Source organism: Pseudomonas sp. H11T01 (assembly GCF_048515765.1).
Taxonomy (GTDB): domain Bacteria; phylum Pseudomonadota; class Gammaproteobacteria; order Pseudomonadales; family Pseudomonadaceae; genus Aquipseudomonas.
Map to the genome: position 1 here is coordinate 76,148 of NZ_JBLYED010000006.1, position 13,843 is coordinate 89,990.

Genomic DNA, 13,843 nt, shown 5'->3' on the forward strand with positions numbered 1-13,843 from the left:
GCCGCCCTCAATCCATATCGGGGCGGCTAAGCGGCAGGCCTCAAGTCTTCTGACGCTTGGTGAAGACCTCTTTGAATACCGGTACGGCTGAAAAGGCGTTTGGCCAACCTGCATAGAACGCCACTTGGGTAGGCATTTCGGAGGCTTCTGCCTGCGTAAGGCCGTGATCCATTGCTCGATTGAGGTGGAAGGTGACTTGCGCGACCTGCCCGTTCGCGACCAGCGAACTGACGGTGATCAAGCTGCGATCCCTTGGTGCCAGGCCCGGCCGCGGCCAAAGGTCCCGAAACAGCGCTTTGGTGGTGTATTCCACTAAGCCTGGTGCCACCGGCCCCACTAAATTGTCGACTTGAGCAAGACGAGCGTCTTCAGTGGCCTGATCAATAGGTAACAGCTTTGGCGAAACGGGTGCAAGTTGATCGCCCCTAATCCCGCGGGTTGCGAAAACATCCTTGGCGATCAGGATAGTCGCTGTGGCATTGCCCCATCCCGTGTAGTAAGCCAAGTGATTGATGGTCTCGGACATCCACCAAGACGACATGTGACCCAGTAGGGACAGATTGGCGCGCTTGAAGGGCATCAAGCGCAGCCTGGCTAGTGAGCATGTGCTCCCTGGTCACGCCGCGTCGCACAGCCGTGTAATGCTCAAGTTGATCAAGCGGTGGAAACGTCACGGCATTCGGTTCGGCCAAGGCCGACGTCGGGCCTGCTCCGTCCGGGGAAAACCCGAAGGTTAAAAGCAGTGTGCCGACCCCCAACTGCCAAACCGTTCTTTTCATCCCTCAGACCTCTTTGCCTTGCTTCGTCGCCTAAGTGACAAACAGCCCTTCTTCCAAAGCTGACGCCCCCAAAATGATTCCTAGCCAGAAGGTACCAGCTGACAGTAAAACTGAAATACGTCGCAGCGATTGAAGCCATGAATGAGACTTATCAATCTCACCTGCAAAGCATAAATGCTGTCGGTACCCACTCTTCAATCCAGCTCATGGTTATATGCGATCCATGCAGCTAGCTCTCCGTCATCCCAGTCGTAAAATTCAAATAAGGTTTTTTCAATGACCTGAAAGCTCCCACAGACGCGCAGATACACGGCACACCCACAATAGAAATAAATGGAGCCCCGTTGATGCCTGATCCGATCAAGCTTGAATTTTCCGAAAAATACGACGATGAGCACGCGCAGAATTATTTACTCAAGCATCAGGACAATCTGGCCCGCCGTTTATCCCATAAACGCGACGAGCAATTGGCACGTAGTGCGTTGACCGCAGCTGGTGAGCCTGGCCTGGTGCTGGACTTGCCATGTGGGGCCGGGCGTTTCTGGCCGTTACTAGCGCAAAAGCCCGGTCGCGTGATCATTGGCGCAGACAATTCTGCGTCGATGTTGAAGGTCGCAACTGTCGCCCAACCGGCGGATGTGGTGAAACGGGTTCGCCCGTTGCAGACCTCTGCCTTTGCTATCGATTTGCCGGAAAACGCGGTCGACAACATATTCTGCATGCGCTTGATGCACCACATCGGCGCCCCCGAGCACAGGCTGGTGATACTGCGTGAATTTCAGCGTGTTACCCGCGATAGCGTAATTATCTCGCTATGGGTGGACGGCAACTTCAAGGCTTGGAAACGCAAGCGTGCCGAAGTGCGTCGTTGCAACAAAGGAGAACAGGACGGTTACCAAAATCGGTTCGTGTTACCGGCTACTACTGTCGAGGCAGAGTTTGAACAAGCCGGTTTGCGTGTTCAGAAATCCCTGGACTTCATACCGCTCTACGCCATGTGGCGAGTGTATGTATTGCGCAAAAAATAACAGGATGGCTATCGGCCGCTTATTCAATCTTGATGGAATTTACAGTTCATGCCCCCTCGAATCATATGCCACATGATCAGCTCCGTGGATGGCCGCCTCGTGTCTTCCCGATGGACATCTCTACCCAACGGAGACAGTGAGCAAACGATTAGCAACCATTACGAGCGAATTGCCGCCCGCCTGGGCGGAGACGGTTTCATCATAGGTCGAAAGACCATGGAAGCATTTGATGGCATTTGCTCACGGACACCGCTTGTGACGAGAGATAGCGGTGAATTGCGCGACCACCACATCGCGCATGAACCAGGGGATCCGGTAGCGATCGTGATTGACCCCTCCGGAAAGCTGCACTACCAGACGAACACCATTGATAACGGGCATCGGATTATCTCCATCCTCGACGACTCGGTATCGGATGCCTATTTGCAGGAGTTGCAAAACCAGGGCATTTCCTATCTTTTCGCAGGCCCTCATTGTGAAAACCTTAAGCAAGCATTAGCGATGCTTGGCGCCCAATTTGGATTGAAGACCCTGTTACTCGAAGGTGGCGGCGTGATCAATGGGACCTTTTTGAAGGCCCGTCTGATCGATGAAATCAGCCTTTTGATTTACCCAGGAATCGATGGTTTGAGCGGGGTGCCGAGCATATTTGAATACCACGGCCAGTCGGACGAACGTCCTGCGTCCGGCCAGTCCCTGCGCCATATCAGTACGCAAACGATTGAGGATGGTTTCATCTGGGCCAGGTACCTCGTAGAGAAAGAGGCCATCGCGCACATGACACTCGCGGCAACGGCAAGCCTCTAACGGCGGGAGCGCTCGTTTCAGGATCTAATCGCGCGAGGGCCTACCTTTCCAGCCCCTTAAGAAGCTCGTTATTGCATATGGGGCCGAGTAACCTGAATGAGCCAGTTCAGCACTGCTTCCACGCGCGGAGCAACGTGTCTGCGGTGAGGGAGAAGCAACGACGCCTGTATCGGGGGCGGCCTGAACTCTGGCAGTACCTCAACCAGTTCCCCGCTATTGATCAGGCGCTGGCTTGCTGGTACGGACACCTGCATGATTCCCAACCCGCTTCTGCAGGCCGCCAGCAGGAGTGAGCCACTATTTATGGCGAGTGCACTGACCATCGGTACCGACTGGACCTCGCCATCGAGAGCATAGCGCCAAGCAGCCTCTTCACTACGCAAGTTATTTGCGTAGTGAATAATACGATGACCAGCGAGGTCAGCGAGTGAAGTCGGCACACCATACTGTCGCAGGTACGCGGGGCTGGCTAAATTACAGGCCCTCATTGTGCCTAGTTTTCGTGCGACCAAATCCGAATCCGGCAGCGGGCCTATCCTGATCAGGCAATCGACACCCTCCTGTATCATGTCCACCCGGCGGTCGTTGATACTGATTCTGAGGTCAAGCAACGGATGTGCAGACAGTAAATCCTGCAGGTGCGGCAAGACCAACTCCTGTCCAAATAAGCTCGGCATGTCGAGGCGTACCCTACCTTGCAAAACTCCGGCAGCAGGCCGAAACATCCCCTGCAATTGATCTGACTCCACCAGCAGTTCTCTGCAGCGCTCGAAAAACAGCTCGCCATCAGGCGTCAGCCGAACACTGCGGGTGTTGCGTTGCAATAGCCGGCTACCCACATCGGCCTCCAGCGACCGCACAATGGCAGAAACTCGGCTCTTGGCAACACCGAGCTGCTCGGCCGCTTTGGTAAAACTGGCCAATTGGGCAACGCGGCAAAAAACCCGCAAATCATTCAGTTCCATCGTCGATTGTTCTCTATAGATGAACAGAACGTTAATTTTTCCCGACTTTATTCGAGCTTTTCAGAACCGTAAAGTCTGACCTCCGAATCTTTTCCGAGAACTGTATGACGATGACTAAAAAATCAGATCGCATAGCCCTTATTACTGGTGCCAGCCGCGGAATTGGACGGAGTAATGCCTTGAAACTCGCCGAAAATGGCGTTGATGTAATCATTACCTATCTGAGTAGTGCGGACGCAGCGGCGGCAGTTGTAAACGAAATCGAAGCCTTGGGTCGTCGCGCCGTAGCCTTGCCCCTTGATGTCGGCGATGCAGGTACGTTTGCCGACTTCGCATACGACGTGAAAACCACGCTGCAGCAAAAGTGGCAGCGCGATCGATTCGACTACTTGATCAACAACGCAGGTGGTGGTACATACGCGACGGTTGCCGACACCACCGAGCAAGAGTTCGACCTCATGATCAACACTCATCTCAAAGGCACGTTCTTTTTGACCCAAAAATTGCTTCCGCTGATAGAGGATGGCGGACGCATTCTTAACACCTCGTCAGGTTTGACCCGCTTCACAGTAAGCGGCTACGCCGCCTACGCCGCAGCGAAAGCTGGCGTCGACGTGCTGACGCGCTATATGGCCATAGAGTTAGGTTCGCGGAGGATCAGCGTTAACGCTATCGCGCCGGGCGCGACGGAAACAGACTTCGGCGGAGGCGCTCTGCGCGATGACTCGGCCCTGAACGCGCAATTTGCCGGCATGACCGCACTAGGTCGTAATGCGCGCCCGGATGACATCGGTTCTGTAGTCGCTGCACTGCTTGGCGAAGGTACCGGCTGGATTACCGGGCAACGCATAGAGGCGTCGGGTGGCCTGCTCCTCTGAGCCAACGGTAGCGGTGGAGATGGCAGGTGCCTGCACTCTCCACTTGCGTGCAGCGTCAACGAACATATTTGTCAGCGGCTGGGCAGACGGTGGCTTACAGCGATGGTAGCTTAGTGAATACACCGCGCGTCTGCTCGTAGGCCGCGCAACAGGTTACGCAGATTCACCGACTCCAGCGCGTCCACATCGCCACAGATTTGCCACACAAAATTATCCGCCCAATAGCAAAAGTCACGCCCCATGGGTGATCGTGTTTTCTTAAACTTCTTAGCAAGGGCTGTCCCACGGCTGGTCGCAAGGTCAGGCTGAGTTCGCTTTTCAAGCTCTAGCTTGAAGCAACTCAAAGCTTTGGCGGTATCGCGCTTGGTGACCATTCGGAACAGAGCTTTTCCAGGACGGCAGTCACATAGCAGTGACTTCTGCAGTAGAGAAGTGTCAGCCCTACCGTCAAGCAACCCCTACGGAGAAACATCTCGTCTATGTGATTCAGGTGCTTTTTGGCGATCCTGTTGATCGAATTAATGACACTCACCGATGTTCCTCACTTTGGTTTTATCAAAGCCTTTTTTCTTCCCTGTTCATCGATCGCAGGAGTTATGCGGCAGCGCATCACACCTTTGTCTCCTCAAATCTATCCTGTCCTATTCTGATCGCATAGCCCGACTTTCAGACTACTAAACAGCAGGCACACGCTGAAAGCCCACAATATTTGTTGAAGGTCGCTCGACTTGCGGCATGTAAGCTTCAGGCGCAGGCGACAGAGCTAGAATACGAATATGCCTCTCAGATGCCAGCGCCGCCAAGATCCATGATATCCGTGGGAGTAAATGTGGGAGAATTTTTCAGACATGAAAAAGCCCAATCGGTGAAGATTTGGCTAAGTCATTGAAAAATATGGTCGGGACGGAGTGATTCGAACACTCGACCCCTAGCACCCCGTGCTAGTAACAACCGACCGACATCAACAGGAGTAAGAAGCTGTACCTCAATTGGTAGCCGTCCCACTGTCTTGTACTTCCTGTATGCCGCATACAAATCGTGACCAGTGATCCATTAACATTTGCCGCTTGCCGAAAAGGTCTCCACGGCGATAAGCCGCCTCAACCACACTCTCTACTGCATGTGCAAAGCCCTGATTATTCGGGGCTCTGTCGTTTCTGGGGTTTGGCGCGCTCGGTCGCCACTCCCCTGATCGTTTCCGCATCTTTTCGACCATTTCCGCCCCCCTCTGGAATCTCCGGGAACCACTCGGGTTGTCTAACTCTTTCCAAGTCGTTCTGCCGATCTGCAAGCCCACACTTCCACTCAATTTCTGCTGCTACGCTGAAATCACCATGGAGGATTCCCGATGCCCAACTCTGACCTAATCCCTTCCCTGCTGTTCAAGATCAACGAAAATCAACTCGCTCTAGAAGCTGCCATCATGGAACTCACGAACTGGGTCGAGCAGCGGGGAGCCGTAGATGTCGCCGAAAACGTGCGCGGCGCCCTGGATGCGATCGACCGCAACTAGGAATTCATCAAGATGACACTCGCGGTGATGATGACACCGGAGTAACTGCTGGCAGGTAAAAAACGCCCGCTAGCCCCCACACGTTGCACTGAATTTGACAAAATCGTGAACGTGACCCACCGGCAATAAGATGGAGCGCCACAGTATGCCAATCATGGAGTTCCATGCACCTTATGACAGTGCGTTTCTACCATACGAAATAACCGCATATATGCTATTTCCTGAAGACGCCCCTAAGAGAAGTGCATATCTTGCAAGAAAAATGGCGGAGTACACGCTAAAACAATCACAAGAAGACAGCCACCTGATACCTGCTGAGATCCTCCAAGATCTACTCGAAAATAGTACTGTCAGCGCCCCTGAAATAACTGAGCATATTGTAAAACAAGCATGCGTCGCCGCTGAGATATTTCTTAATCTAGTTAAACTTCACTGCAGTGGCGAAGACGCCAGCGTCAACAAGGCAATGTTCCTAGGGGACAGCTTTTTCGAGCACGCTCAAAACAAAGTCATGGGTAAAATATCTTCTTCAGAGAGCTCGATACGGCGTGCATGGACAGCCTATAAACCAGCTGTGCACTTATGGGCAGCTTACATAATAATCAACGACACGGCAGAGCACGACTCAGATTCATATCTCCAACAACTTAGTATAGCGAAAGAGTTAGTTAAGATAGCTCCAAAGGTTTCTAGTAAAAATGCCAAAGAACCCCGATTCTCCTCAGATGAACTTTGGACAATCCCTGATTTCGTCGAGCTCCCAGAATGCAGTTTCCTATGCAGTGGCCTCAATGAGGCTGAGCGTGGACGGCTTCCAGACTACGAAAAGCGCTCGGTGAGCAAACACGAAAAGTGAATTTCACCCCCCCTGACAGTAGTGTGCAATCAATTCCGGATGCATAACGTAACGAGCGTCAACACTAGGGAGACGCTCAAATGCATCTTGACACCAGCAAAGTACTGATCCGCCAAACCAACCTCTGCGCACAACTCGACCTTTCCCGATCGGGCCTGGACAAGCTCAGAAAAAAAGACGAAAGCTTTCCAAAGCCCATCAAGGACGGTAACACCAGACAAGCTGCCACCTACTACGTTGTAGCTGAAGTTGAGGCTTGGATTGCAAGCCGTATCGCCCAACGCGATGCTTCTAAACAATGAACACTATCGATGATAAAAAACTCCCGCGAGGGGGTAACCTAGCTAGTGGCCTGAATGGCTAATTCGTTAATTTATTTATCGTCGCGCTCAGATTTGCCTTATGTACCGAGCTGATGATGGCCTCAGCCGTTTTGCTCCATTTAAATGGCTTGGCCGAGTGCTCATTATGAGCCTCGATAAATTGACGAATAGCCGCTTTCAAATCGGCCACGCTGGTGAAGGCGCCCCGGTATAACGCTCGTCTTTCCAGTTGCGCGAACCAGCCCTCCACAGCGTTCAGCCAGGACGCGCTGGTCGGGGTAAAGTGCAATTTGAAACGCGGGTGTTTTTCCAGCCATTGCTTGATAGCAGCGGTCTTGTGGGTCGAGCTGTTATCCAGGATCACATGCAGATCCAATCCGGTCGGCGTGGTGCGGTCGATCTGTTGCAGAAAAGCCAGAAACTCCCTGGCTCGATGTCGCTGGGTAATCCGACCAATCACCTGCCCCGTCATGATGTCGAAAGCCGCGTACAGACTCGCGGTTCCATGACGCTTGTAATCATGCGTGCGACGTTCGATTTGACCAGGGCGTAGCGGCAACATCGGCTGAGTGCGATCCAGCGCCTGGATCTGGGTTTTCTCGTCCACCGACAGCACCAAAGCTTTATCCGGCGGATTCAGATAGAGCCCGACCACATCGACCACCTTATCGGCGAAATGAGGGTCGTTGCTGATTTTAAAGGTCTTCAGACGATGAGGTTTGAGGTCGGCAGCCGCCCAGACCCGTTGAACCTGCCAGGTGCTGACCCGTGCATACTTGGCCATCAAACGAAGGCTCCAGTGAGTGGCCTCTTGCGGCACGCGCTGGGTGGTCAGTGTGAGGATTTCATTGATTTTCTCAGGGCCGAGTTTGAGTGGCTGGCCGCTGCGAGGTAGATCTTTGAGCCCCTCAATTCCGGCCTCCAGATAGCGTTTTCGCCATTTGAATACCGTCGGTGGCGTGATCTGCAACTGGTTGCTGACGGCCTTGGGTGTCAATCCCTCAGCCAGTAACAGCAGTATGCTCGCCCGCTCGGCAAGGCTTTGTCTGAGGGTACTCTTCCTCAACCAGTCTTGAAGGGTAGTGAGATCAGAAGGCGTTAGAGCGAAGAAAGCTGCTGGCCGAGGCATGCCTATCACCAATCCATGACATTGGCTGCATAGCATATCGTTATTTGTAGATAAATGAATTAACCATTCATTACACTAGGTTGAACCTGGTTGAGCGCTTTTTCAGTCATATCACCGAGCAATGGATAAGGCGCGGCGCCCATGCCAGTGTGGCTGATCTCAAACGTTCGATTCGGGAATATATCGACCAACACAATGCCGATCCATCATCTCGGGACAGATCGCTTGCAATTATGTAGTCGCAGCTATATATTGAAAAAAATTGAGCATGAAGGTAAGTCTCATGGCCGGTCGACCTCGCCAGTTTGATATTGATGTTGCTATTGATGCAGCTTTGATCCTGTTCACCGAAAAAGGCTATGAAGGGGCGTCGTTCGCAGAGCTGGCGAAAAGTATGGGCATCAGTCCACCCAGTTTCTATGCTGCATTCGGGAGCAAAGAAGGGCTTTTTCGATGTGCGTTAGAACGCTACGTAGCACACTCGCGGGCCGCGATTCAGCAGTCCATGAACGAGCCGACGGCGCGTGATGCGGTGCGTCATCTTCTGCTGGGATTCGCGGTTGCTGTTACCACGCATCCCACTGCGCGGGGATGCTTGCTGGTACAAGGAGCACTTGTCTCCAGCGACAATTCCGCACACCTGCGAAATGACTTGCGACAAGCTCGAGAGGCCATGACCACGGTAATCAAGCGTAGGTTCGAACAAGCCGCGCTCGCGAAAGACGAAACTCTTCCAGGTGACCCGGCGCACATGGCTAGGCTCACCAGTATGGTCGTAGCTGGAATTGCGACTCAGGCGGCAAGTGGCGTTAGCCAAGCGGATATCATCGCGGCCGTTGAGTCCTACATTGAACTCTTTGGTTGATTTTTTTTACCCAATTCTGTAGTCGTAGCTACATAATATTTCTACCCCTGATCGACATAACCCAGGCAATCACCTAGGAGCACTGTAATGACGAAAGTATTCATCCTCAACGGCCATCACAAGTACCCGTATTCTGCGGGTCAACTGAACGCCAGCCTGGTTGAACGCGCAGAGACGTACTTCCTCGCCAAGGGCTGGGAGGTTCAGAAGACGGCAACCGAAGAAACCTATGACGTGGCGGCCGAAATCGAGAAGTTCAAATGGGCCGATGTGGTGTTGCTTCAGATGCCACTGAACTGGATGGGCATGCCTTGGTCTTTCAAAAAATATACCGACGACGTGTGGGGTGCCGGCATGATGGGTGAAATGTCGTACTACGACGGTCGTAGTTCTGAGTCGCCCAAGAAGAACTACGGCTTGGGCGGACTCTTGAAAGGTCGATACATGCTGTCCGTCACGGCCAACGCCCCGCAAGAAGCTTTCAACGACCCAGATGAGAAGTACTTTGCAGGTCGCAGCGAAGATGACTTGTTGCTACCGATAGATCTGAACTTCAAGTGGATCGGCCTTGAAAAGGTACCAACATTCTGGGCTTACGATGTCATGAAGAATGCGCAAATCGAAAGTGACTTCGCGCGTTTCGATGCGCATCTGGCCAGCCATTTCTGAGCGGTTTCCTCTATTAACCACTAGTTGCCCGTTCGTGTAATTCGTTAATCTAAATAACCAAAAAACAGTCGGCTAAAAAATTTTAATAGATAAATGAATTAAATAAACGGGCCACTAGGGTGGAAGCTGTTGCAGCCAAAGCCCTGGCTAAGGGAAGGACTAAAAATCTAGCCCCCCGCCAACCTCACTACCGAAAGAGTACCAACCTCCTTCCAAATTCGAGAATATCCGCGAGGTACCTAATATTGCGTTGCGCTCCGCTTTATTTGGCGCAATAGGCAAAGGCAATCGACGCTATTTTGAGCGAGAAAGAGTATTCTCTCAAGCAAACACCATGATCCTCTACACTGGAGTGCAATTGGACCAAGGGGATCTTGATCTGTGGGAAAACCTATTGCATATAGCCCGAACTCAACCCCTTGGTCAAGATTGCACAATTAGCACATATAAATTATTAAAACTCTTGAATAAAACAGACACAGGAGCCAATCGAAAGGTTCTCAAATGTCGTCTTAGCCGTCTCAGCGCAAGCGCATTAGATATTAAGATTGAAAATAATATTTACTATAAGGGCAGCCTTATAAATGAAGTACTACGCGACGAAATTAGCGGAAAGTCCATAATCCGCCTCAACCCATCCCTTAGCAAAATGTTCGAATCGGACCAATTTACTAGAATTGATTGGAAGGTTAGACATTATCTAAATGGAAAATTTCTTGCGCAGTGGTTGCACGGGTATTACTCGAGCCACGCCATTCCTTATCCAGTAAGAGTCGAAACACTCCACCTTCTATCTGGAAGCAACTCGACTTACCAATCGAAATTTCGCCAGCAATTAAAGGACGCTCTGGGCGCACTGAAAGAGGCTTGTCACGCCCACAACGAGCTTTTTGACTATAAAATCCAGGGTGACCTAGTGAAAGTTAAAAAGACTCCAAGCAAAGCACAATTCCGTCATCTGGCTAAGCGTCAGAGCGATAAAAATACCGTTACAGCAGGTATTTAGTACCGTCGTAGCGGGTAAAGATACCGTCACAGTAGGTATCTCACTACGTCGCGGCAGGTAGAAAACACCGTTACAGCAAGTAGCCACTCAGCCACTTCGGCACTCCGCAACCAGGAAACGACGGGGCTCTCAGAAAAAACGGCTTACACTCTAATCATCTATAATCATTTATTAATCAGCGACGTCTATAGCTAAACTGTAAGCAGATGGCGAACAGCCCTTCCGACCCAGGGTAATAAGGACGATTGTGTCCGTTCACTTTAAACGGACGCAATCGCCCTTAGCGTCAAGATCGCCAGCACCAACGTAAGTCCTACCCGATGCCCTTCAAGACTCAATTCGCTCAAAAATGCGGGCAACCAAGGATCACCTATATAATTTTCTCACCCTCTTAAAAGAAACCTAAACAAGCGCACAAAAATACTTTTTCTTTTCAACTGAGGAAAAGGCTTAGCCATCCGACGGGATCGATTAAGAAAATGAGCAATTTTATAATGAGCATCAGGAATACTTCTGGACGCTCTCCAGGATTTCCTTAGCTGGTGAAACACCTCAATGATTTCGCCCTCCCTCTCTTTCGGAAAACCGACCATCGCACCGCCTACTTCAGAAAAAAGCAAGGGTAAAAATTTTATCCAATATATTTTACTCATCAGGTAAGGAGCCATCCCCCCAGAATAATCTACTGCATAAAGCCTAGGGTAACCATCTTCAAACGTCAGACAAAAATTTGAAGTAAACCTAAAATTCAACGTCCCATCGCCAACAGACAAATAATGCATTATAAAAATACCACGTTGATCACAACATTTTTTGAGCTCAACAGTTATCTGCATTACTGACATAGGGACAAAATTCATAACACCGTAGTGAACAAAACTTGGTGCCGGAGAAAGCCTCCCTAAGTATTTTTTTGAGGCCACCTCGCCTGGCAATGGTTCACTTACAGCATTCACACCACAAAGCTCTAAATCAGCCATAACACAGCTCCTTAAAATTTAATTAGAATATTCCCACATGAGAAACCATCAACAACTTGATGATGTCGTCAGTTTTTTCCATGCGGCTTAGGTGGCTCTCCCGATTTTCCGCACAGCGTCCACAACACACAAAACGCCCGCCAATGGTTGTAGCGGGTCGCATCACTGAGGTGGCGAGTAGAGCGCCAATAGCGAATGACATGGCCAGCACCGACTTGGACCAGCGAATGGGCGCCATCTGCAGCACAGAACGCGGCCAAGGCGAGCATGCGGGCCCGCTGCTGGCGACGGTTATCCTTACCGCCCTTCCGTACGTAGCCGCGACTGAGGTTTTCGACTTCTTCGAGCAGCTTCATCCTCGACCTCCGATGTATTCCGCGACCACATCAATGCGGCCATGGCCCAGCTCAGCGCTGATTTGCTCGCGTGCTACTCGATCCTGGTCTTTGTCGACAATTCCACCGGCAATCACCGGCGCGGGGTGACCGGTGAGTTGCTGGTAGCGCTCGCAGGCGTAGGCGGCGCGCAAGTCGTGGTAGCCGGTAATGCCGGCCTGCTGCAGAGGCCCACGTCCTTGGCGCAGGGTGTTTTCGCGAAACTGTTTCCAGTTCTGCTCGACGGGAATCAACGAGCGGCCTGCCCCCTGCAAGGTGGCGGCGTTCGCCAAGGCGCTCAGCTGCTGCTCCTGGAGCACAGGGACCGTTCGTGGGCGTCCACCCTTCGTGCCGTCAACAATCGTCACCAGGCCGCGTTCACGGGCGTCCTGCAGCGCCTTATGGGCATTCAACAGCGCGGCTTCTTTGCTGCGCAGGCCCAGTTCTCGCGCCAAATCGGCCACCGCGGCCGCCCGCAGCTGGTCATCACCACGCAGTTGCTCAAGACCGCGCTCAAGCACGTTTCGATCCACCCCTAACGGCGGAGTGTCGCGCACCGCGCAGCGCTGGGCGATGCCACAGGCCTTGGTCGGACTGACACTCGACCAGTCGCACACCTGGTGCATGACTGTGTTAATCGCACTCACCAGGTTCTGCGCATAAGCGGGTGATAACTCGCCGCGTTCGACTTGCGCGGCGAGTTGCTGACCGTAGGCCTGCACCAATTCCGGACTGATGCGTTCCATCCGACCGATGCCTTGCGCGCGGGCGGCATCGGCAAACTGGGTAAAGCGCTCAGACAGGGTGGCCACACTGGAAAACGACAGCTCGCCGCGTTGGGCGGCTCGGTCGAGGGCAATACGGGCCGCCGAGGCTATGTTGCGGCTGCCTAAACCATAGTTACGAGACATGGCAGGTTCCTCCTGGAGTGAAAAGGGTCGGGCCACGGCCCTGGAGGGTGTGGCTCGGGTGGTTGTCTGCTCAGGACCACAGGGATTCGGTAAGTTTTACTCGCACTCGATACGTTCGAGGCAACCGTGAGCAGGGGCAGCTTTGGGGCGGGCGCTGCACTTCTTCCCGTACTTTCCTGAGAACCTTGATTCGGCATTCTTCGAGTGCTGGTCCAGCTAGAGCTCCCACTGAAACTGGGGGCCCTCTCGATCCGCGACTGCCGTCAGGACTGGTTTTTTATGTTTTTTTTGGAGCTTCACGCGCTTTCACGCTGTTAGGCATGAACGCGCAATATCCCGCGTCTAGCGCGGGTGGGGGCTGGCGACATCCGTCTCTGTGAGGCACAGAGACGGATGTAAAGCAGGACGAGTCCGACGGACGCTCGGGCGATGACATGCCGCTGACGAGATGAAGAGGTGACGACACGCATCTCTTCAGATTCAGCCTGCTTTGCAGCGATGGAAATATCGTTCCGGTCTGCCGAAGACCAGGCGCGTAAGCGCTTAAGAAGGGGAGCCACACCACGAAAAAAAGACGCAACTCGGCCGTGGAGGGATCGTTTTTGATTTTTTGATCCGCTGTGAAAACCGCGGATTTTCAAGTTTTAGCGCCGATTCGAGTCGGCTAAATCTATTTAGGTGCAGCGCTTTGAATAAGGTTGGGTGACGCTGGTTTAGGTACTGCTTAAGGTTCTTTCAATGCTTTTAAAGCCACAAGGGC

16 protein-coding genes and 1 tRNA gene are annotated in these 13,843 nt (G+C 52.4%); 9 read left to right on the top strand and 8 right to left on the bottom strand.

All coding sequences use genetic code 11. The features are described from left to right. Nucleotides 1-40: 40 nt before the first annotated feature. Entirely contained in the window at nt 41-526 is a 486-nt protein-coding gene (locus ACN1C3_RS09800) for a carboxymuconolactone decarboxylase family protein (protein WP_419115620.1), read from the bottom strand. A 600-nt stretch (nt 527-1,126) separates the two neighbouring features. Between ACN1C3_RS09800 and ACN1C3_RS09805 the strand changes: the two genes are divergently transcribed. Together ACN1C3_RS09805 and ACN1C3_RS09810 are read left to right on the top strand one after the other, a co-directional pair. Continuing rightward, complete coding sequence (locus ACN1C3_RS09805) at nt 1,127-1,807, top strand: class I SAM-dependent methyltransferase (protein ID WP_419115621.1); 681 nt, start codon at nt 1,127-1,129, stop codon at nt 1,805-1,807. A gap of 48 nt (nt 1,808-1,855) precedes the next feature. Next, on the top strand, nt 1,856-2,614 hold the full coding sequence (locus ACN1C3_RS09810) for a RibD family protein (protein WP_419115622.1): 759 nt from the start codon (nt 1,856-1,858) through the stop codon (nt 2,612-2,614). A gap of 68 nt (nt 2,615-2,682) precedes the next feature. On the opposite strand, the gene ACN1C3_RS09815 is transcribed toward ACN1C3_RS09810, so the two are convergent. After that, nucleotides 2,683-3,579, bottom strand: a complete 897-nt coding sequence (locus ACN1C3_RS09815; protein ID WP_419115623.1) for a LysR family transcriptional regulator — start codon at nt 3,577-3,579, stop codon at nt 2,683-2,685. A 110-nt stretch (nt 3,580-3,689) separates the two neighbouring features. Here ACN1C3_RS09815 and ACN1C3_RS09820 point away from each other — a divergent pair, with 110 nt between their 5' ends. Further along, complete coding sequence (locus tag ACN1C3_RS09820) at nt 3,690-4,457, top strand: SDR family NAD(P)-dependent oxidoreductase (protein WP_419115829.1); 768 nt, start codon at nt 3,690-3,692, stop codon at nt 4,455-4,457. Nucleotides 4,458-4,567: 110 nt separating this feature from the next. Here the strand turns inward: ACN1C3_RS09820 and ACN1C3_RS09825 are convergent, their stop codons facing one another. Both ACN1C3_RS09825 and ACN1C3_RS09830 read right to left on the bottom strand, forming a co-directional pair. Then, nucleotides 4,568-4,912, bottom strand: a complete 345-nt coding sequence (locus ACN1C3_RS09825) for a dsDNA nuclease domain-containing protein (protein WP_419115624.1) — start codon at nt 4,910-4,912, stop codon at nt 4,568-4,570. Between the two features lie 440 nt (nt 4,913-5,352). Further along, nucleotides 5,353-5,461, bottom strand: a tRNA-Pro gene (locus ACN1C3_RS09830). 344 nt (nt 5,462-5,805) lie between these two features. Here ACN1C3_RS09830 and ACN1C3_RS09835 point away from each other — a divergent pair. The 3 genes from ACN1C3_RS09835 (at nt 5,806) to ACN1C3_RS09845 (ending at nt 7,128) form a co-directional block, all read left to right on the top strand. Next, nucleotides 5,806-5,970 (top strand): hypothetical protein, encoded by a 165-nt coding sequence (locus tag ACN1C3_RS09835; RefSeq protein WP_419115625.1) that lies wholly within the window; start codon nt 5,806-5,808, stop codon nt 5,968-5,970. Nucleotides 5,971-6,115: 145 nt separating this feature from the next. Continuing rightward, complete coding sequence (locus ACN1C3_RS09840) at nt 6,116-6,826, top strand: hypothetical protein (protein WP_057395671.1); 711 nt, start codon at nt 6,116-6,118, stop codon at nt 6,824-6,826. 80 nt (nt 6,827-6,906) lie between these two features. Next, nucleotides 6,907-7,128 carry a helix-turn-helix transcriptional regulator gene (locus ACN1C3_RS09845; RefSeq protein WP_057395672.1) on the top strand — a complete coding sequence of 74 codons (222 nt, stop codon included), beginning with the start codon at nt 6,907-6,909 and terminating at the stop codon, nt 7,126-7,128. Between the two features lie 58 nt (nt 7,129-7,186). On the opposite strand, the gene ACN1C3_RS09850 is transcribed toward ACN1C3_RS09845, so the two are convergent. Next, nucleotides 7,187-8,278 (bottom strand): IS630 family transposase, encoded by a 1,092-nt coding sequence (locus tag ACN1C3_RS09850; protein WP_419115626.1) that lies wholly within the window; start codon nt 8,276-8,278, stop codon nt 7,187-7,189. A 283-nt stretch (nt 8,279-8,561) separates the two neighbouring features. Between ACN1C3_RS09850 and ACN1C3_RS09855 the strand changes: the two genes are divergently transcribed. The 3 genes from ACN1C3_RS09855 to trfA all read left to right on the top strand — a co-directional run bounded on the left by ACN1C3_RS09855 (nt 8,562) and on the right by trfA (nt 10,818). Continuing rightward, complete coding sequence (locus ACN1C3_RS09855; RefSeq protein ID WP_419115627.1) at nt 8,562-9,143, top strand: TetR/AcrR family transcriptional regulator; 582 nt, start codon at nt 8,562-8,564, stop codon at nt 9,141-9,143. 87 nt (nt 9,144-9,230) lie between these two features. After that, nucleotides 9,231-9,812: an NAD(P)H-dependent oxidoreductase gene (locus ACN1C3_RS09860; RefSeq protein ID WP_419115628.1), complete on the top strand. Its 582-nt coding sequence runs from the start codon at nt 9,231-9,233 to the stop codon at nt 9,810-9,812. A gap of 226 nt (nt 9,813-10,038) precedes the next feature. Then, nucleotides 10,039-10,818, top strand: a complete 780-nt coding sequence (trfA, locus tag ACN1C3_RS09865) for a plasmid replication initiator TrfA (protein ID WP_419115830.1) — start codon at nt 10,039-10,041, stop codon at nt 10,816-10,818. Between the two features lie 383 nt (nt 10,819-11,201). Here trfA and ACN1C3_RS09870 read toward each other — a convergent pair whose 3' ends face one another. The 3 genes from ACN1C3_RS09870 to ACN1C3_RS09880 all read right to left on the bottom strand — a co-directional run bounded on the left by ACN1C3_RS09870 (nt 11,202) and on the right by ACN1C3_RS09880 (nt 13,083). After that, nucleotides 11,202-11,798 (bottom strand): hypothetical protein, encoded by a 597-nt coding sequence (locus ACN1C3_RS09870; RefSeq protein ID WP_419115629.1) that lies wholly within the window; start codon nt 11,796-11,798, stop codon nt 11,202-11,204. Between the two features lie 68 nt (nt 11,799-11,866). Continuing rightward, nucleotides 11,867-12,154: a hypothetical protein gene (locus ACN1C3_RS09875; RefSeq protein WP_057395674.1), complete on the bottom strand. Its 288-nt coding sequence runs from the start codon at nt 12,152-12,154 to the stop codon at nt 11,867-11,869. After that, nucleotides 12,151-13,083, bottom strand: a complete 933-nt coding sequence (locus tag ACN1C3_RS09880; RefSeq protein WP_057395675.1) for an integrase domain-containing protein — start codon at nt 13,081-13,083, stop codon at nt 12,151-12,153. Before ACN1C3_RS09880 ends, ACN1C3_RS09875 begins: the two co-directional genes overlap by 4 nt. Nucleotides 13,084-13,843 lie beyond the last annotated feature (760 nt).